The sequence below is a fragment of the Klebsiella sp. CD33 genome (genome assembly GCF_051992865.1).
GTDB classification, from domain to species: Bacteria; Pseudomonadota; Gammaproteobacteria; order Enterobacterales; family Enterobacteriaceae; genus Klebsiella; species Klebsiella pneumoniae.
Map to the genome: position 1 here is coordinate 162,665 of NZ_CP197023.1, position 18,210 is coordinate 180,874.

General features: G+C 59.0%; 17 protein-coding genes and 1 pseudogene. 9 read left to right on the plus strand and 9 right to left on the minus strand.

The features are described 5' to 3' along the window. The first annotated feature begins 70 nt into the window (after positions 1-70). Entirely contained in the window at positions 71-892 is an 822-nt protein-coding gene (gene cysE, locus ACR809_RS00805) for a serine O-acetyltransferase (protein WP_002922426.1), read from the plus strand. An 81-nt stretch (positions 893-973) separates the two neighbouring features. On the opposite strand, the gene trmL is transcribed toward cysE, so the two are convergent. The 5 genes from trmL to ACR809_RS00830 all read right to left on the minus strand — a co-directional run bounded on the left by trmL (position 974) and on the right by ACR809_RS00830 (position 5,797). Then, complete coding sequence (gene trmL / locus ACR809_RS00810; protein WP_004181521.1) at positions 974-1,447, minus strand: tRNA (uridine(34)/cytosine(34)/5-carboxymethylaminomethyluridine(34)-2'-O)-methyltransferase TrmL; 474 nt, start codon at positions 1,445-1,447, stop codon at positions 974-976. A gap of 92 nt (positions 1,448-1,539) precedes the next feature. Continuing rightward, a complete protein-coding gene (gene lldD / locus ACR809_RS00815) occupies positions 1,540-2,724 on the minus strand; it encodes an FMN-dependent L-lactate dehydrogenase LldD (protein WP_068815549.1) in 1,185 nt (394 codons plus the stop codon). After that, positions 2,724-3,497: a transcriptional regulator LldR gene (lldR, locus tag ACR809_RS00820; RefSeq protein ID WP_002922415.1), complete on the minus strand. Its 774-nt coding sequence runs from the start codon at positions 3,495-3,497 to the stop codon at positions 2,724-2,726. Before lldR ends, lldD begins: the two co-directional genes overlap by 1 nt. Next, the gene (gene lldP, locus ACR809_RS00825; RefSeq protein ID WP_102098022.1) at positions 3,494-5,149 is read right to left on the minus strand and encodes an L-lactate permease; all 1,656 of its coding nucleotides are present in this window, start codon (positions 5,147-5,149) and stop codon (positions 3,494-3,496) included. Before lldP ends, lldR begins: the two co-directional genes overlap by 4 nt. A 285-nt stretch (positions 5,150-5,434) precedes the next feature. Continuing rightward, positions 5,435-5,797 (minus strand): YibL family ribosome-associated protein, encoded by a 363-nt coding sequence (locus ACR809_RS00830; protein ID WP_002922410.1) that lies wholly within the window; start codon positions 5,795-5,797, stop codon positions 5,435-5,437. 272 nt (positions 5,798-6,069) lie between these two features. Here ACR809_RS00830 and ACR809_RS00835 point away from each other — a divergent pair, with 272 nt between their 5' ends. Next, a complete protein-coding gene (locus ACR809_RS00835; RefSeq protein ID WP_002922402.1) occupies positions 6,070-6,294 on the plus strand; it encodes a hypothetical protein in 225 nt (74 codons plus the stop codon). Here ACR809_RS00835 and mtlR read toward each other — a convergent pair. The 3 genes from mtlR to mtlA form a co-directional block, all read right to left on the minus strand. Beyond that, a complete protein-coding gene (mtlR, locus tag ACR809_RS00840; RefSeq protein ID WP_002922401.1) occupies positions 6,283-6,879 on the minus strand; it encodes a mannitol operon repressor MtlR in 597 nt (198 codons plus the stop codon). The genes ACR809_RS00835 and mtlR overlap by 12 nt on opposite strands. After that, a complete protein-coding gene (mtlD, locus tag ACR809_RS00845) occupies positions 6,879-8,027 on the minus strand; it encodes a mannitol-1-phosphate 5-dehydrogenase (RefSeq protein ID WP_004145239.1) in 1,149 nt (382 codons plus the stop codon). The genes mtlR and mtlD overlap by 1 nt, the downstream gene beginning before the upstream one ends. Positions 8,028-8,127: 100 nt before the next feature. Next, on the minus strand, positions 8,128-10,035 hold the full coding sequence (gene mtlA / locus ACR809_RS00850; protein WP_002922397.1) for a PTS mannitol transporter subunit IICBA: 1,908 nt from the start codon (positions 10,033-10,035) through the stop codon (positions 8,128-8,130). A gap of 538 nt (positions 10,036-10,573) precedes the next feature. Between mtlA and ACR809_RS00855 the strand changes: the two genes are divergently transcribed. The 7 genes and pseudogenes from ACR809_RS00855 to ACR809_RS00885 all read left to right on the plus strand — a co-directional run bounded on the left by ACR809_RS00855 (position 10,574) and on the right by ACR809_RS00885 (position 16,859). Next, a complete protein-coding gene (locus tag ACR809_RS00855; RefSeq protein ID WP_004152044.1) occupies positions 10,574-10,942 on the plus strand; it encodes a DUF3302 domain-containing protein in 369 nt (122 codons plus the stop codon). Between the two features lie 3 nt (positions 10,943-10,945). Next, entirely contained in the window at positions 10,946-12,082 is a 1,137-nt protein-coding gene (locus ACR809_RS00860; protein WP_004173920.1) for an HlyD family secretion protein, read from the plus strand. 106 nt (positions 12,083-12,188) lie between these two features. Then, a complete protein-coding gene (locus ACR809_RS00865) occupies positions 12,189-12,797 on the plus strand; it encodes a glutathione S-transferase (RefSeq protein WP_004145238.1) in 609 nt (202 codons plus the stop codon). A 105-nt stretch (positions 12,798-12,902) separates the two neighbouring features. Further along, positions 12,903-14,291: an L-seryl-tRNA(Sec) selenium transferase gene (selA, locus tag ACR809_RS00870; RefSeq protein ID WP_102097835.1), complete on the plus strand. Its 1,389-nt coding sequence runs from the start codon at positions 12,903-12,905 to the stop codon at positions 14,289-14,291. Further along, positions 14,288-16,129, plus strand: coding sequence for a selenocysteine-specific translation elongation factor (gene selB, locus ACR809_RS00875; RefSeq protein WP_102097836.1), 1,842 nt, complete (start codon positions 14,288-14,290; stop codon positions 16,127-16,129). The genes selA and selB overlap by 4 nt, the downstream gene beginning before the upstream one ends. Before the next feature lie 42 nt (positions 16,130-16,171). After that, positions 16,172-16,264 (plus strand): annotated as a pseudogene (locus tag ACR809_RS00880) (IclR family transcriptional regulator); the annotation flags it as partial. A gap of 109 nt (positions 16,265-16,373) precedes the next feature. Then, positions 16,374-16,859, plus strand: coding sequence for a 4Fe-4S dicluster domain-containing protein (locus ACR809_RS00885; RefSeq protein WP_002922360.1), 486 nt, complete (start codon positions 16,374-16,376; stop codon positions 16,857-16,859). A 42-nt stretch (positions 16,860-16,901) separates the two neighbouring features. Here the strand turns inward: ACR809_RS00885 and avtA are convergent, their stop codons facing one another. Next, a complete protein-coding gene (gene avtA / locus ACR809_RS00890; protein WP_002922359.1) occupies positions 16,902-18,158 on the minus strand; it encodes a valine--pyruvate transaminase in 1,257 nt (418 codons plus the stop codon). Between the last annotated feature and the right edge of the window lie 52 nt (positions 18,159-18,210).

Consider the following 18,210-nt stretch of genomic DNA (forward strand, 5'->3'; position numbering starts at 1 on the left):
TCCTTTGTCACCTGAATGACCCTGCCAGCGCAGAACTGGCAGGTCATTACTATATCGCCTGGAGTATGCAATGCCGTGTGAAGAACTGGATATCGTCTGGAATAATATTAAAGCCGAAGCCCGGGCTTTGGCTGACTGTGAGCCGATGCTCGCCAGTTTTTACCACGCAACGCTACTCAAGCATGAAAATCTCGGCAGCGCGCTGAGCTATATGCTGGCCAACAAGCTGGCTTCCCCGATTATGCCGGCGATCGCCATTCGCGAAGTGGTGGAAGAGGCCTACGCCGCCGATCCGGAAATGATCGCCTCCGCCGCCTGCGATATTCAGGCGGTGCGCACGCGCGACCCGGCGGTGGATAAATACTCCACGCCGTTGCTCTATCTGAAGGGTTTCCATGCCCTGCAGGCCTATCGTATCGGCCACTGGCTGTGGACTCAGGGGCGACGCGCGCTGGCGATTTTCCTGCAAAATCAGGTCTCCGTCTCTTTCCAGGTGGATATCCACCCGGCGGCGAAAATCGGCCGCGGGATCATGCTCGACCATGCCACCGGCATTGTGGTCGGCGAAACGGCGGTGATTGAAGATGACGTCTCTATTCTGCAGTCGGTCACCCTCGGCGGGACCGGTAAAACCAGCGGCGACCGTCATCCGAAAATTCGCGAAGGCGTGATGATTGGCGCCGGGGCGAAGATCCTCGGCAATATTGAAGTCGGGCGTGGCGCGAAGATTGGCGCCGGTTCGGTGGTATTGCAGCCGGTTCCGCCTCACACCACCGCGGCGGGCGTACCGGCGCGTATCGTCGGCAAGCCGGAGAGCGACAAGCCGGCGATGGATATGGATCAGCATTTCAACGGCATCCACCACACCTTCGAGTACGGCGACGGGATTTGATGTATTGCCATTTGCCGCTGCTAAGCACAGAAATGTAGCCCGGATAAGGCGCAACGCGCCGTAATCCGGGAACCGCTCAGGTTAGCTGCGCAAGACCGCGCCAGGATACCCCAGCTGGCGCCAGGCTTCATACACCACCACCGACACCGCGTTTGACAGGTTCATGCTGCGGCTGTCCGGCATCATCGGAATACGGATTTTTTGCTCCGGCGGCAGGGCATCGAGGATGCTGGCCGGCAGGCCGCGCGTTTCCGGACCAAACATCAAGAAATCACCGTCCTGATAGCTTACCGCGCTGTGGGCGGGCGTGCCTTTAGTCGTGAGGGCGAACAACCGTTGCGGCTGCGCGCTGGCGACAAACGCCGCGTAATCCGCATAGCGCTGCACGGCAGTGAACTCGTGATAGTCCAGTCCGGCGCGTCTCAGGCGTTTATCGTCCCAGGTGAAGCCCATCGGCTCAATGATATGCAGACTGAAGCCCGTGTTGGCGCACAGGCGGATAATATTCCCGGTGTTCGGCGGGATCTCTGGTTCGAATAACACGATGTTCAGCATACTGCCCCCTTAATTGCGGGGGGCAGAATAGCAGATATTTGGCGAACCCTCACCCTGAGGGAGAGGGGCGGCGTAAGGGAAAACGTGGAGAATTACGCGGCGTTATTCTGCTTCAGCGCATCGAAGGTCTGCAGCGCTTCCGCGTTCTGCACCAGCGAATCACGGCTGATTTCACGGATGCTTTTCGCCCCGGTGAGGGTCATCGCCACTTTCATCTCTTTCTCGATGAGGTTCAGCAGATTCGCCACGCCCTGCTTACCGTGGGTCGCCAGGGCGTACAGGTAAGCGCGGCCCAGTAGCACGCTGTCGGCGCCCAGGGCGATCATCCGCACCACGTCGAGCCCGTTACGGATGCCGCTGTCGGCGAGAATAGTGATGTCGCCTTTCACCGCGTCGGCAATTGCCGGCAGGGCGCGGGCCGAGGAGAGCACGCCATCGAGCTGGCGGCCGCCGTGGTTGGAGACGACAATGCCGTCAGCGCCGAAGCGCACCGCATCGCGGGCGTCCTCCGGATCGAGGATCCCTTTGATCACCATCGGACCGTCCCAGAAATCGCGGATCCACTCCAGGTCTTTCCATGAAATCGACGGATCGAAGTTATTCGCCAGCCAGCCAATGTAATCCTCAAGCCCGGTCGGTTTGCCGAGATAGGCGGAGATATTGCCCAGATCGTGCGGGCGACCGTTAAGGCCGACGTCCCACGCCCACTGCGGATGGGTGACGGCCTGCCAGTAGCGGCGCACGGCGGCGTTCGGGCCGCTCATGCCTGAATGGGCGTCGCGGTAGCGGGCGCCGGGAGTCGGCATATCGACGGTAAAGACCAGCGTCGAGCAGCCGGCGGCTTTGGCGCGCTCCAGCGCATTGCGCATAAAGCCGCGGTCGCGCAGGACATACAGCTGGAACCACATCGGGCGCTTGATGGTCGGGGCGACCTCTTCGATCGGGCAGACGGAAACGGTAGAGAGGGTGAACGGAATGCCTTTGTCGTCCGCCGCGCCGGCGGCCTGCACTTCGCCGCGGCGGGCGTACATCCCGCACAGCCCGACCGGCGCCAACGCCGTCGGCATCGCCAGCTTCTCGTTGAATAACGTCGTTTCCAGACTCAGGTCCGACATATTGCGCAAAATACGCTGGCGCAAGGCTACATCGGAAAGGTCCTCGACGTTGCGGCGCAGGGTATGTTCGGCGTAGGCGCCGCCGTCAATATAGTGGAACAGAAACGGCGGCAGGATACGCTGTGCGGCGGCGCGATAGTCGCTGGCGGCGGAAATAATCATCACGAGTTCTCCCTGGAATTTTCATTGTGGTCACCGGGCAGGCGGGTAATTCGCGCCTGGCGGGCCTGGTCTTCATCAAAACGTTTGATGGTGGCGTGGACAAAGCCTAAGTGGCCCATCATCGCCTGGCGCGCCGCCTCGGCGTCGCCGGCGACAATCGCCTCCATGACGGCCTGGTGCTGTTCGGTCAGGCGGGCAAACACCGGCGGCACCTGATACATGCGCTGGCGGCTCTGCTTAACGGAGGAGTGCAGCAGGTCGAAAAAGCCGCGCATGGTTTGCAGGAGCACCACGTTATGCGAGGCTTCGGCGATCGCCAGGTGAAAGCGGACATCCGCCTGCGAGGCGATATCCGGGTCTTCACTCTGGGTCGCTTCAAAGCACAGACGAATTTTTTCTTTATCGGCGTCGGTGGCGCGCATCGCCGCGTGCCACGCGGTGCTGGCTTCGATGGCGTGGCGAGCTTCGAGGATATCGAAGCTGTAGTCCGGGTCATCGGCCAGCAGCGTCTTCAGCGGCTGGACGATGTTTTGCTCTGACCACGGCTCATGCTGAAAGCGGACGAAGGTGCCGCCGCCGCGACGGCTCAACAGCACCCCTTCATTGACCAGCATCGCCAGCGCTTCGCGCAGGGAATTGCGTGAGACGCCGAGCTGGGCGGCGAGCTGGCGCTCGGCGGGCAGTCGCATGCCCGCCTCCAGCTGTTGTTCTTCAATCAGCGCCCGGACGCGACGCGCCACGTCGTCGGCCAGGCGTTTAGGCATCACTATCACGGGATCATCCAGGTTAAAACGTAGGCCTGCAGCGTGGTGATCAGCCCCACCATGCAGGTGAAGATCAGGCTATGTTTGACGGTAAAGCGGAACAGATCCGACTCTTTGCCCACCAGGCCTACCGCGGCGCAGGCGATGGCGATCGACTGCGGGGAAATCATCTTGCCGGTAACGCCGCCGGTGGTATTAGCCGCGACCAGCAGAATATCGGAGACGCCAATCTGCTGCGCCGCCGTTGCCTGCAGCGCGGCGAACAGGGCGTTAGACGAGGTGTCCGAACCGGTCAGGAATACCCCCAGCCAGCCAAGGAACGGCGAGAAGAAGGTAAACGCGTGGCCGGTATGGGCCAGCGCCAGGGCCAGGGTCGACGACAGCCCGGAATAGTTAGAGATAAAGGCGAACGCCAGCACCATGCCGATAGAGTAGATCGGCAGCGCCAGATCCTTCAGCGTCCCGGCGAAGGTGGTCAGCGCATCTTTCGGCTTCATGCGCAGCCAGACGATGGACAGCAGGGCGGCGAACAGAATGGAGGTGCCGGTTGCCGACAGCCAGTCGAATTTATATACCGCGGCGTAGGGCGTCGCGGCGCTAACCACCGGCGGCATACGGGCAACCATTTTGTCGAGGAATGGTACCGAAATATTGATAACGAAGTCATACATCGCGCCGCCAGGAGCGAACAGCGCTTTGAATGGCGGCACGCTCCACAGGGTCACGGTGGCGGTCAGGAACAGGAACGGCGACCAGGCGCGGATCACTTGTCCCGCCGTGTAGCGTGTGCGGGCCAGCGTCATATCCACCTGCGAGGCGCCGAGATCGCCGAAGCGGAAGATGCGTACCGGCTGCCAGCGTTTGAGGAACAGGGTCAGACAGACCAGGGAGACCAGCGACGAGATGATATCCGGCAGCTCCGGGCCAAGGAAGTTAGAGCTGAGGTACTGGGCAATAGCGAACGAACCGCCTGCGACTATCACCGCCGGCCAGGTCTCTTTAATGCCGCGCCAGCCATCCATAATCGCCATGATCCAGAACAGCACGATAATGGTCAGGAACGGCAGCTGGCGGCCCACCATCTGGCCGATGGCGAAGCTATCGATACCGGTCACCTGGCCGGCGACCAGAATCGGGATGCCCATCGCACCGAAGGCCACCGGCGCGGTGTTGACGATCAGGCACAGGCCAGCCGCATACAGCGGGTTAAACCCGAGACCAACCAGCAGCGCGGCGGTAATCGCCACCGGTGCGCCGAAACCCGCCGCCCCTTCGAGAAAGGCGCCGAACGAGAAGCCGACGATCAGCATCTGCAGGCGCTGGTCCGGCGTAATCGACAGAATCGATGAGCGGATGATGTCGAACTGTCCGGTCTTCACCGAGATTTTATAGACGAAGACCGCGGCGATAATAATCCACGCGATAGGCCACAGGCCGTAGAAGAAGCCGTAGACCACCGAGGCTAAGGCGCGGTCCACCGGCATTTTATAGAACAGTAAGGCAACGACCAGCGCGATTGCGACGGTCCAGGTGGCAGCGATGTAGCCTTTCAGTTTGAGCTTAATCAGCGCAAAAAAGAAAAACAGAATCGGTAGCGATGCGATAAGACTGGATAGCCAGATATTACCGGCGGGATCGTAGTTTTGTTGCCAGAGATTCATGCAGGGTCTCCATCGGGCCGCCAGGAGAGGAGGGCTGAGTCTGCGCTCATTGCCGATCCCATCGAAGGAAAAATTGGCCCGGCCAATTAAGGGTATCAGGGTTGATGACAACGAATGGTTAATCAGATGTTGCTCACAAGCAACGGGTTTGTGATGGGTTTTGACGGATTTGTGAACTGCCAGGGGGTGGATGAAATTATTGGTTGGACCAATCGACCCGGCTGAAGGTAAAAATGTGGGGGAGTGAAGACAGAATAGCCCTCTCCGTACGGAGAGGGCTGGGGATCAAAATTCGCTGCGGGCGAAACCGGTCATCTCTTTCAGACCCATTTCCCGGCCCAGGGCGGTCATCGGATGGACAACCACCAGGCCGCGAACGCTTTTCTTCAGCTTGCCCATATCGGCCTGCTCTTTTTTGGTAATCGCGCGGCGGAACGGCAGGCTCATCAGCTTCTGCGCCTCTTTGCTCAGCTTCTGGCTCTGGACGGAACGCAGACGTTCAATCTCCGTTTCCAGAGTGGCTTTTTCTTTTTCCAGTTCAGCATATTTATCGGCGGCTTCCACCAGCGACAGCTCGGCCTGCTGGTGGCGGATGGCGTCGAGACGATCGCTCAGACGCTTGATTTCATTCTTTTCGACTTCTTTCATGGTGATTTGATCTGTTAATAAAGGGGCTTCATTCGCCTATAGTATGTGCCGTGACCGCTATTGTTGATAGCTATTTATCAAAAATTCGCCGTTTGTCGCCGGCGGAATGCAATATCATTTATCGCTAATAATTTGAATTTTATTAATATTCCGCCTAATACCCGTTCTAATTTCATTTCTGTGAAGCCTGTCGGCAGATAAGCACGTTTTCCTTAACCCACGCTGGTGAATTGGCTAATGCTTAATCAGATTATTCCCAAAAGGAGGACGTGATGGCAAAGATCGGCGACGGCGTACCACGTTTAATCGACAAAGCGGTTGATTTTATGGCTTCCAGTCAGGCGTTTATGGAGTATTTGAAAAAGTCTCCGCGTCTGCAGCATGTACCGCGAGACATTCCTCAGGATAAGGAAGCGTTGTTCCTGCAGCGTCTGGAATATTATCGTCAGCTTTACCGGCCGACCTGCGACCAGACGGAACCGGAATCAGAGCGTTGATTTCTGAAAGGCTTTTTTTAAGCTGATTCGTGAAATCAGCTCAGTCAGGGACAGCACCATCGTTGAGCGCACCATCTGCTGGTAACGCAGTTTCTGCATTGCCAGCAGTTCGGCATCGCTGTCATCAAATTGCGGCGTTGGCGGCAGGGCGGCGACGCAGTGCAGCTCGCCGAACGGACCGATAATTTCGTCGTCGGTAAAGCTGTACTCATTGCCGTCGTGGTTAAGCTCTTCGCGCAGGGCCATCAGCAGCTCAGCGTCTTCATATTCGGCACGACTTATCACCCCAAGGCCATAAATCAGCTTCAGGCGTACAGAGAGATCGCCGAGCGGCCCGCTGCCCTCCAGCAAGGGCTCGACGGCGTATTTCACCGCGTAGTCGTCTTTACGGAACACCTGAAGCACCAGAATATTGACCGCTTCCGTTAACAGCTCGACGGTGGCGATCAGGAAGCTTCGTACGGTTTTGCCAGCATTCAGACGCTCAAGCACACGGTTTTCAAATGCTTGTGTTTCTTCCATCATTGCCTGCATATCTGACAGGAGTCGTAATGGGCGCGACGTCGGCCGCGCCAGGTTGTGCATCATTTTTCCGCGTTGTAGTCGTTAACGGCCTCCGCGACGACATCACTTGCGGCATCCAGGCCGGAAATCTGCGCCAGCGCGGCCTGCGGCCCCTTGTCGGCGATCAGTGCCGCCAGCTCCTGCGCCTGCGGATCGTCTTCGCTACGGAAATGCATCGCCGCCGCAATCCCTTTCACCAGGTTGCGGTGCGGCAGCCCGTATTCCAGTGTACCCAGCAGCGGCTTAATTAAACGGTCGCCAGCGCTCAGTTTGCGCAGCGGCTGACGGCCAACGCGCTCAACATCGTCTTTCAGGTACGGGTTCTCGAAACGGCCAAGTATTTTCTGGATATAAGCCGCGTGCTTCTGCGGGTCAAAGGCGTAACGTTTGATCAGCACCGCGCCGCTCTCTTCCATCGCGCCCTGCACGACGGCACGAATTTTCTCGTCGAGGATCGCGTCGCGAATCGTCTGATGGCCCGCCAGTTTTCCGAGGTAGGCGGTTATAGCATGCCCGGTGTTCAAGGTGAAGAGCTTGCGTTCGACAAATGCCATCAGGTTATCAGTTAATTCCATTCCCGGGATAGTCGGCAGCGCGCCCTTGAACTGAGTCTTATCGACAATCCATTCGCTAAAGGTTTCCACGGTGACTTCCAGCGGGTCATGAGTGGCGGAAGCCGATGGCGGCACAATACGGTCAACGGCAGAGTCGACAAAGCCGATATGCGCTTCCACCCACGCTTTATCTTCTTCCGCCAGCGCGTTAAACACGTGGCCTTTTAACTGCGTGGTGCCGCGCACCATATTTTCGCAGGCGATGATGTTCAGGGGGCGTTCGGTGCCCTGCGCTTTGCGCTGCGCCAGCCCTTTGGCGATCGCTGGCGCGATGCGCTCGAGCACGACGGGACCGACGGCGGTGGTGACCAGATCCACTTCAGCGATCAGGTCCACAACCTCATCGCCGATGCTGCTGACGGCATTGACGCCGGAGACGGTGTCCACCTGCTCATTCTCACCGACGACGTGAACCTGATAGCTATGACGGGCATTCAGGGCATCAAGTACGGTCTGATTGACATCGGCAAACGTCAGTTCGATGCCCGCGTCGGCCAGCAATTTACCGATAAAGCCACGTCCGATATTACCTGCGCCAAAATGTAATGCTTTCATAGTATTAACCTTCAATTAATGTTTTCACCTGAGAGGGCTGGGGTGAGGCCTTTCCCCTCACCCCAACCCTCTCCCAAAGGAGAGGGTTGGATAGCGCTGATTATTTATTTAACAGTGCCAGAACTTCGTCGACGCTGGTGGTTTTCGCCAGGCGCTCAATCACGGTTTCGTCATCCAGCGCGTTAGTCAGACTGGTGATAACCTGAATGTGCTCGTTATTACGAGCGGCGATGCCGATGACCAGACGCGCGACTTCATCTTCTTCTTCACCGAAGCGCACGCCTTCCGGGTACTGGCAGAAGACGACGCCGGTTTTCAGCACGCGGTCCTTCGCTTCGATGGTGCCGTGCGGTACCGCAATGGACTCGCCGAGATAGGTCGAGGTCAGTTTTTCGCGGTCCAGCATCGCCTGCACATATTCCGGCTCGACGTAGCCGCCTTTCACCAGCTGCTCACCGGCGAAGCGAATGGCTTCTTCTTTGGTGGCTGCTTTGCGACCGAGGAAGATGTTATCCGCGCCCAGCTGGAACAGGTTGTTGTTAGTATCGTCAAAGCTGTCTTTCAGGCTATCGGTGACTTTGACTTCGTTGTCGATGTGGCGCTGGGCCGCGACCAGGCGCTCGGTCAGGCTGGTGTACAGACCGCTGTCGAGGAAGTTGGTCAGCGAAATATGCTGCGCCTGAGGCACCTGGCGCATGGCGCGCTCGGTAAGGTCGCGGTGGGTGATGACCAGGTCAACATCCGGCGGCAGGTTATTGATTGCGCTGTTGGTGACCGAGATGTTGCTCAGCCCGGCATCCTGCACTTTCTTGCGCAGTACCCCGGCGCCCATGGCGCTGGAACCCATCCCGGCGTCGCAGGCGACGATGATTTTACGCACATGGCTCAGGTCGTTGGTGACATTGCCGGCCGCCAGCGGGCTGGCGCCTTTGGATTCCGCTTTCATGTCATGCATACGACGCGTTGCGGCTTCGATATCGTCTTCTTCTTTGACTTTGCTGGTCTTGAGCAGAACCGCAGAGACCACGAAGGAGACCGCCATCGCTGCGATAATCGCGGCGATGTTAGCGAAGTAGGCGCCTTTCGGCGTCATCGCCAGTACCGCCAGGATAGAGCCTGGGGAAGCCGGGGAAACCAGACCGCCATTGAGGATAGTCAGGGTGAAGACACCGGTCATCCCGCCGAGGATAACGGCCAGGATCAGGCGCGGGTTCATCAGCACGTACGGGAAGTAGATTTCATGGATACCACCCAGGAAGTGGATGATAGCCGCCCCGCCTGCAGACTGTTTTGCGCTGCCGCGGCCAAAGAACATGTACGCCAGCAGAACGCCCATCCCTGGACCCGGGTTAGCTTCAATCAGGAAGAAGATGGATTTACCCAGCTCGTGGGACTGCTGAATACCCAGCGGCGAGAAGATACCGTGGTTGATGGCGTTGTTAAGGAACAGGATTTTTGCCGGTTCGACGAAGATAGACGCCAGCGGCAGCATGTCGTGCGCCACCATAAAGTTAACGCCAGCCGCCAGAATTTTCGACAGAACTTCGACCGCCGGGCCGATGCCGAGGAAGGCCAGAATGGCGAGGATCATCCCGATGATGCCGGCGGAGAAGTTATTCACCAGCATTTCAAAACCGGATTTGATCTTACCGTCTACCCAGTTATCGAATTTCTTGATGCAGTAGCCGCCCAGCGGGCCGGCAATCATGGAGCCGAGGAACATCGGCATATCCGCGCCGACGATAACGCCCATGGTGGTGATCGCCCCGACCACGCCGCCACGTTCGCCGCCGACTAATTTACCGCCGGTGTAACCGATCAGCAGCGGCAGCAGGTAGGTGATCATCGGACCGACCAGCTTCGCCAGCGTTTCGTTTGGCAACCACCCTGTCGGAATGAAAAGCGCGGTGATGATACCCCACGCGATAAACGCGCCGATATTCGGCATCACCATATTGCTGAGGAAACGACCAAAGCTTTGCACTTTGATCTTGATATCGGATGACATAAAACACCCCTTCTTCTGTTTTGCGTAGCGCGCAGGCTTAAAGCCCGAGGTTTGTTGTTAATGTGGCGGCAGAGGTAGCCGGGCCCTGATTGATAGTGCGAAATCTGGCACTGAATCGTTTAGCTGTCCAGCCGGCGCCCTTTTATGTGATTTGGATCACATGAATATAGGGGGCTAAGAGGGTTTTATAGTGATGATGATCACAAAATTACTGTGTAAAAAAACAACACAGCGCCTTTTTAGCCGCTGATCTGCCTTTTTGTGTGATATTTGTCACATTTTTGTTTCGTGTTTTTGTTGTTTGTTTGTGATTTTGATCACAAAGAATTTCGCGAGGGGTTTACGCCGCTGTGATCTCGGCCCGGTTTTGCTTCCACGCCGGGATGACCCTGTAACTAAGCAACCTTAACTGCCGAATAACTTTTTTACGCCGGATGGCAAAAATGAAAGGCGTGAATTATGCTCAAAATAGCGGCCCGGATGTCAGTGGGCCGTGAATAAAATTCATATAAATTATTAGCGTAAAGCCGAGGGAATTATGTTTCTCAATTATTTTGCGCTGGGCGTTCTGATCTTCGTTTTTCTGGTCATTTTTTATGGAATTATCATTATTCACGATATTCCTTATTTGATCGCCAAAAAACGCAACCACCCTCATTCCGATGCTATTCATGTCGCCGGATGGGTGAGCCTTTTTACGCTCCACGTCATCTGGCCGTTTTTATGGATTTGGGCCACGTTGTACCAGCCTGAGCGCGGCTGGGGCATGCAGCATAAGGCGAATACGGCCCCTGATGAACCTGAAAAAGAGACCGATATACAACAGCTTCGCCAACGACTGAGCGACCTTGAACACCAGGTGGCGGCCATCCAGCGGCCGCAGTCCACCTCTGCGGCGGAGAAATAATCTATGGATCTGTTGATAATTTTGACCTACGTGGCCATCGCCTGGTCGATATTTAAAATCTTCAAAATACCGGTAAATAAATGGACGGTACCTACCGCGGCGCTGGGGGGCGTATTTATTGTTAGCGCGCTTATTTTATTAATGAACTATAACCACCCTTACACCTTTCTGGCGCAAAAGGCGGTGATATCTATTCCTATTACGCCGCAGGTTACCGGAGTGGTTAACAGCGTCACCGACAAAGCGAATCAGCGCGTCAAAAAGGGTGAGGTGCTTTTTACCATTGACCCGGCGCGCTATCAGGCGCGGGTCGACCGTCTGCAGGCCGACCTGGTGACGGCGCTGCACAGTATTAACACCCTCAAGGCGCAGCTCTCTGAAGCCCAGGCCAACACCACCCGCGTGTCGGCGGAACGCGATCGCTTATACAAGGACTATCAGCGCTACCTGAAAGGGAGCCAGGCGCGGGTGAATCCGTTCTCGGAAAGCGACATCGATAACGCCAGGCAGAATTATCTGGCCCAGGACGCGCTGGTCAAGGCGTCGGTGGCGGAGCAGGCGCAGATCCAGAGCCAGCTGGACAGCATGATCAACGGCGAACAGTCGCAAGTGGCCAGCCTGCGCGCCCAGCTGGCGGAGGCGAAATACAATCTCGACCAGACCACCGTGCGGGCGCCCAGCGATGGGTATATCACCCAGGTGTTGATCCGCCCGGGGACCTATGCCGCCTCGCTGCCGCTGCGTCCGGTGATGGTGTTTATCCCCGAGCAAAAACGGCTGATCGTCGCCCAGTTTCGGCAAAATTCCCTGTTAAGGCTGGAGAAAGGCGACGACGCGGAAGCGGTGTTTAACGCCCTGCCCGGGCAGGTGTTCCACGGCAAACTGGTGAGTATTTTACCGGTGGTGCCGGGAGGAAGTTATCAGGCGCAAGGGGCGTTACAGTCGCTGACCGTGACGCCGGGCAGTGATGGCGTGCTGGCGACCATCGAGCTCGACCCCAATGCCGAAATTGATGCGCTACCCGATGGCATCTACGCGCAGGTAGCGGTCTACTCCGACCATTTCACCCACGTCTCGGTGATGCGTAAAGTGCTGCTGCGGATGACCAGCTGGATGCACTACCTCTATCTCGATCATTAATGCGATCGGCGGCAGGTTGAGCGGGACGCTCACCTGCCTTTTGTCCTGCCCTGAGCCATACTCATATCTTTGTTGGCGATAATTTGTTGGCGATAAGGAGCAGGCTATGAAACTGATCGGCAGCTACACCAGTCCCTTTGTGCGCAAAATATCGGTGATCCTGCTGGAAAAGCGCATCCCTTTTGAGTTTGTCAACGAATCCCCCTACAGCGAAAGCAACGGTGTGGCGCGCTATAACCCGCTGGGCAAGGTACCGGCGCTGGTGACGGACGACGGTGAGTGCTGGTTTGACTCCCCGGTCATCGCCCAGTATCTGGAGCTGCTGGGCGTGGCGCCGCCGATGATCCCCGCCGACCCCAGAGCCGCTCTCAGGATGCGCCAGCTAGAGGCGCTGGCGGATGGCGTGATGGAGGCCGCCCAGGCGCTGGTGCGTGAAAAGGCTCGCCCGGGCGCGCAACAGTCAGAGCAAGAACTGCTCCGCCAGCGGGAGAAAGTGGCTCGCGGTCTCGACAGGCTGGAAGCCTGCGCGGCAGACGGAACGCTGCGCGGCGACGAGGTTAATCTGGCGACCATTTCCACGGCCTGCGCCATTGCTTATCTGAACTTTCGCCGGGTCGCGCCCGGCTGGTGCGCCACCCGGCCGCAGCTGGTGAAGCTGGTGGATGCGTTGTTCCAGCGCGCCAGCTTTGCGCGCACTGAACCGCCGCGGACTTGACCCAGGCAGGTAACAGTTTGCGCAAGGAGGCGTTACAATCGCCGCTGATTGTTGACTCCCTCTCCCGTCGGGAGGGGGGAAAATAACTTACCGCCAGGCCCATTCATGACTACCGAAATTCGTGCGCTTTATACCCGGCTTCCGGCCATTGACCGCTTACTACGCGACCCCGCTTTTTCTCCCCTGCTGGCGCAGCACGGCCATTCGCAGGTGGTGGCGCAGCTGCGCCAGATGCTCGATGAGGCGCGGGAACAAATCCGCCAGTATCAGACACTGCCGGACTGGAGCCATGACTGGCCGAGCGCCTGCGCGCAGCGGCTCACCGCCGGCCGGCAGAGCGCCCTGCGTCCGGTGTTTAATCTCACCGGTACGGTATTGCATACCAATCTGGGGCGCGCCATCCAGGCGGAGTCGGCCGTGGAGGCGGTCGCCAGCGCGATGCGCGCGCCGGTGACGCTCGAATATGATCTCGACGACGCCGGGCGCGGCCATCGCGATCGCGCCATTGCCGATCTGCTGTGCCAGATCACCGGCGCGGAAGACGCCTGTATCGTGAACAACAACGCGGCGGCCGTTCTGCTGATGCTGGCGGCCACCGCCAGCGGTCGCGAAGTGGTGGTCTCTCGCGGCGAACTGGTGGAGATCGGCGGGGCATTTCGCATCCCCGACGTGATGCGCCAGGCGGGTTGCCAGCTGCACGAAGTGGGTACCACCAACCGCACCCATGCCAAAGATTATCGCCAGGCGGTGAATGACAATACCGCGCTGCTGATGAAGGTCCACACCAGCAACTACAGTATTGAGGGCTTTACCAAAGCCGTCGACGAAGCGGAGCTGGCGGGCATTGGCCGCGAACTGGATGTTCCGGTGGTAGCCGACCTGGGCTGCGGGTCGCTGGTGGATCTCAGTCAGTATGGCCTGCCAAAGGAGCCGATGCCGCAGGAGATGATCGCCGCCGGGGTGAGCCTGGTCAGTTTCTCCGGCGACAAGCTGCTCGGTGGCCCGCAGGCCGGGATTATCGTCGGCAAACGCGCGCTGATTGCCCAGCTGCAAAGCCACCCGCTGAAGCGGGCCCTGCGCGCCGATAAAATGACCCTCGCGGCGCTGGAGGCTACGCTGCGCCTCTATCAGCACCCGGAGGCGCTGAGGGAGAAATTGCCGACGCTGCGCCTGCTCACCCGTCCGGCGGAGGAGATCCGCCGGCTGGCTGAACGCCTGCAGCCTGACCTGGCGGCACACTATGCTGATTTTGCCGTCAGCGTGGCAGCCTGCCAGTCGCAGATTGGCAGCGGCTCGTTACCCGTCGACCGCCTGCCCAGCGCGGCGTTGACCTTTACCCCGCATGACGGCCGCGGTAGCCGGCTGGAGGCGCTGGCGGCCCGCTGGCGCGCGCTGCCGTGTCCGGTGATTGGCCGCATTTATGACGGTCGGCTCTGGCTGGACCTGCGCTGTCTGGAAGATGAAACCCGCTTTATGGAGATGTTGTTACGATGATTATTGCCACCGCTGGACATGTTGACCACGGCAAAACGACGCTGCTGCAGGCGATAACCGGCGTGAATGCCGATCGTTTGCCGGAGGAGAAAGCGCGGGGAATGACGATCGATCTCGGCTATGCCTACTGGCCGCAGCCGGACGGGCGGGTGCTGGGATTTATTGACGTTCCCGGGCACGAAAAGTTTTTGTCCAACATGCTGGCGGGGGTGGGCGGTATTGACCATGCGCTGCTGGTGGTGGCCTGCGATGACGGGGTGATGGCGCAAACCCGCGAACACCTGGCGATCCTGCAGCTGACCGGAAAGCCGACGCTGACCGTGGCGCTGACCAAAACGGACCGCGTGACGGCCGCCAGGGTGGCGGAGGTTCAGGCAGAGGTCGAGCAGACCCTGGGCGAGCTGGGCTTTGACGCCGTCGCTTTCTTTCCCACCGCGGCGGCGGAAAACATCGGTATTGCGGAACTGCGCAGCCATCTGCTGCAGCTTGCAGAGCGCCCCCGCCCGCAGCAGCAGCGGTTTCGCCTGGCGCTGGATCGCGCTTTTACTGTCAAAGGCGCGGGGCTGGTGGTCACCGGGACGGCGCTCTCCGGCGAAGTACGGGTCGGGGATACCCTGTGGCTTACCGGCGTCAACACGCCGATGCGCGTCCGCGGCCTGCATGCCCAGAATCAAGCGGTTGAGCAGGCGCACGCCGGGCAGCGCATTGCGCTGAATATTGTCGGCGATGCGCAAAAAGAGGCAGTGCACCGCGGCGACTGGCTGCTCTCCTCACCACCGCCGGAGCCAGCAGAACGGGTGATTGTCGAGCTGCAGTGCCATACGCCGCTCAGCCAGTGGCAGCCGCTGCATATTCACCATGCTGCCAGCCACATTACCGGCCGGGTGTCGCTTCTTGAGGGCAACCTGGCGGAGCTGGTGCTGGATACTCCGCTGTGGCTGGCGGATAACGACCGGCTGGTGCTCCGCGATATCTCCGCTCGCTTGACGCTGGCGGGCGCACGGGTGGTGACGCTGGATCCTCCGCGTCGCGGCAAACGTAAACCGGAATATCTGCAGTGGCTGCACGCCCTGGCAGCGGTCGGCGCTGACGATGCGCAGGCGCTGGAGCTGCATCTGCAGCGGGATGCCGTCCGGCTTGAGCGCTTCGCCTGGGCGCGGCAGCTCAGCGAAGCCGGAATGGCGGCCCTGATCCAGCGACCGGACTATCTGCAGGCCGGACAGCGCCTGCTTAGCGCGCCGCTTGCCGCCCGCTGGCAGCGAAAATTGCTGGATGCCCTTGCGCGCTACCATGAGCAGCATCGAGACGAGCCGGGCCCTGGCCGGGAGCGCCTGCGCCGCATCGCGCTGCCGATGGAAGATGAAGCGCTGGTGCTGCTGCTGATTGAGCAGATGCGCGAGAGCGGCTTAGTCCACAGCCATCACGGCTGGCTGCATTTGCCGGAGCATAAAGCCGGGTTTACCGACGAGCAGCAGGCGGTCTGGCAGAAGGTGGAGACTCTGTTCGGCGACGATCCGTGGTGGGTGCGCGATCTTGCGCGCGAAGTCCATGTTGAAGAGTCCCTGATGCGCGCGGTGCTGCGCCAGGCGGCGCAGCAGGGGATGATTACCGCGATCGTCAAGGATCGTTACTACCGCAACGATCGCATTGTGCAGTTCGCCCAGCGGGTGCGCGAGCTGGATCGGCTGCGCGGTTCAACCTGCGCGGCGGATTTCCGCGATACCTTAAACGTAGGGCGGAAGCTGGCGATCCAGATCCTGGAGTATTTCGATCGGATTGGCTTCACCCGCCGTCGCGGCAACGATCATATCCTGCGCGATAAGGCATTGTTCCGGTAATCATTAACGTCGGCTCCCCGGCGGACTTCGTGCCGGGGAGCTGGCGAAAAGAACTTGTTAAAACCACTACGTGAGACCGCCGAAGCAATTTCGCGTGAGCTGGGTTTCACGGTGCGTGAAGCGTCAGGCAAATGACCACATCCTGCCGGCCATCTGACAAAAAACAGCGCTGATTCCATTCAGGATCAAAGCGCGGGCAGGGGATATTCTGGCACCCTGCGGTTTTATCCCCAGGGAGCAGAGGATGAACCAGTTTCTTATTGCCAATGCCCAGCGGTGCATCGGCTGTCGTACCTGCGAAGTGGCCTGCGCGGTGGCGCACCAGCAGGCGCAGGATGTCGCCGCCCTGTCGACGAACCATTTCGCGCCGCGTATCCGGGTGGTGAAAAGCGGTGACATATCGACGGCGATGGCCTGTCGGCAGTGCGAGGATGCGCCCTGCGCCAGCGTTTGCCCACAGGGGGCGATTCAGCGCGACAATGACGTCTGGTGGGTCGACCAGCGGCGCTGCATCGGCTGCAAAAGCTGCATGGTGGCCTGCCCGTACGGCGCGATGACCGTTACGGTAATGAACCAGCAGGCGCAGGCGTTGAAATGCGATCTATGCCATCACCGCGCCGAAGGACCGGCCTGCGTGGCCGCCTGCCCGACGCAGGCGCTGCGGGTGATGGTTCCCGCAGAGCTGGAAGCGCTATGCGCGCAAAAACGCCAGCGGCTGGCGCTGGCGTGAATGGGGTCGCTGACGAACGTTACCCGCCCGCGGCGTCCGAGACTATGCTTCCTGTTCGCGCCAGGCAAATTCAACCTCTTCGGCGAGGATTTTCACTCCGGCTTCGATTTTTTGCGGGTCCGGTACATAGTTCATGCGCATACACTGGTGGGTGTGCGGCCACGGTTTATCCAGACCAGGGAAGAAGTAATCCCCCGGCACCATCAGTACGCCGCGCTTTTTCAGCCGCTGATACAGCAGCTCGGTGGAGATCGGCAGATCCTTAAACCACAGCCAGAGGAAGATTGCCCCCTCCGGTTTGTGAATAAGGCAGCGCTCCTCCGGCAGATAGCGGCGAATAATGGCGATGGTTTCCTGCACCCGCTGGTAATAGAAGGGCTTGATCACCGTCTCTGACAGGCGCAGCAGATCCTGTCGTTTAATCATTTCGCACATCATTGCCGGCCCGATGCCGCCAGGGGCGAGGCTGATAATGCCGTTCATGTTGCTGATGGCGGTGATGATTTTTTCGTTGGCGATGATAATCCCGCAGCGGCTGCCCGGCAGGCCCAGCTTGGACAGGCTCATACACAGCACGATGTTCGGATTCCACAGCGGTCGGGCGTCGCTAAAGATAATGCCCGGGAACGGTACACCGTAGGCGTTATCAATCACCAGCGGGACCCCGTGCTGATTCGCCAGCGCATCCAGTTTGATCAGCTCTTCATCAGTGATGACGTTGCCGGTCGGGTTGGTGGGGCGCGAGACGCAGATCATCCCGGTCTCTTCCGTCACCTGCAGATGCTCAAAATCAACATGGTACTTAAACTGGCCTTCCGGCAGCAGTTCGATGTTCGGCCGGGTGGCAACGAACAGATCCTCTTCCAGACCGGCATCGGCGTAGCCGATATATTCCGGCGTCAGTGGGAACAGTACCTTACGGGTGGTGCCATCTGCCCGACGGCCTGCAAACAGATTAAATAAGTAGAAAAATGCGCTCTGACTGCCGTTTGTTAGCGCAATATTCTGTGGTTCGATCTCCCAGCCCAGCTCGTCGCGCAGCATATTCGCCAGCAGAGCCAGCAGCTCGCTTTTGCCCTGTGGACCATCATAATTACAAAGCGCATCAAGGGCTTTGCCATTATCCAGCATGTCGGCCAGCAGCTGCTGGAAGTAGTCATTCATTTCCGGGATCTGAGCGGGGTTGCCGCCGCCCAGCATAATAGCGCCCGGCGTGCGCAGACCGTCATTAAGGTCTTCCATCAAGCGGGTGATGCCTGAATGACGGGTGAATTTGTCGCCGAAAAGGGAAAATGTCATCGCGAATAGTCTATCGGTGGTTCTGGAAAGTGGCTAACCATAACGCCAGCGC

Bases quoted from the DNA above. Each gene is read 5' to 3' on its own strand.
- cysE (WP_002922426.1), top strand. From the start codon at position 71: ATGCCGTGTGAAGAACTGGATATCGTCTGGAATAATATTAAAGCCGAA.
- trmL (WP_004181521.1), bottom strand. From the start codon at position 1,447: ATGCTGAACATCGTGTTATTCGAACCAGAGATCCCGCCGAACACCGGG.
- lldD (WP_068815549.1), bottom strand. From the start codon at position 2,724: ATGATTATTTCCGCCGCCAGCGACTATCGCGCCGCCGCACAGCGTATC.
- lldP (WP_102098022.1), bottom strand. From the start codon at position 5,149: ATGAATCTCTGGCAACAAAACTACGATCCCGCCGGTAATATCTGGCTA.
- ACR809_RS00830 (WP_002922410.1), bottom strand. From the start codon at position 5,797: ATGAAAGAAGTCGAAAAGAATGAAATCAAGCGTCTGAGCGATCGTCTC.
- ACR809_RS00835 (WP_002922402.1), top strand. From the start codon at position 6,070: ATGGCAAAGATCGGCGACGGCGTACCACGTTTAATCGACAAAGCGGTT.
- mtlR (WP_002922401.1), bottom strand. From the start codon at position 6,879: ATGCACAACCTGGCGCGGCCGACGTCGCGCCCATTACGACTCCTGTCA.
- mtlD (WP_004145239.1), bottom strand. From the start codon at position 8,027: ATGAAAGCATTACATTTTGGCGCAGGTAATATCGGACGTGGCTTTATC.
- mtlA (WP_002922397.1), bottom strand. From the start codon at position 10,035: ATGTCATCCGATATCAAGATCAAAGTGCAAAGCTTTGGTCGTTTCCTC.
- ACR809_RS00855 (WP_004152044.1), top strand. From the start codon at position 10,574: ATGTTTCTCAATTATTTTGCGCTGGGCGTTCTGATCTTCGTTTTTCTG.
- ACR809_RS00860 (WP_004173920.1), top strand. From the start codon at position 10,946: ATGGATCTGTTGATAATTTTGACCTACGTGGCCATCGCCTGGTCGATA.
- ACR809_RS00865 (WP_004145238.1), top strand. From the start codon at position 12,189: ATGAAACTGATCGGCAGCTACACCAGTCCCTTTGTGCGCAAAATATCG.
- selA (WP_102097835.1), top strand. From the start codon at position 12,903: ATGACTACCGAAATTCGTGCGCTTTATACCCGGCTTCCGGCCATTGAC.
- selB (WP_102097836.1), top strand. From the start codon at position 14,288: ATGATTATTGCCACCGCTGGACATGTTGACCACGGCAAAACGACGCTG.
- ACR809_RS00885 (WP_002922360.1), top strand. From the start codon at position 16,374: ATGAACCAGTTTCTTATTGCCAATGCCCAGCGGTGCATCGGCTGTCGT.
- avtA (WP_002922359.1), bottom strand. From the start codon at position 18,158: ATGACATTTTCCCTTTTCGGCGACAAATTCACCCGTCATTCAGGCATC.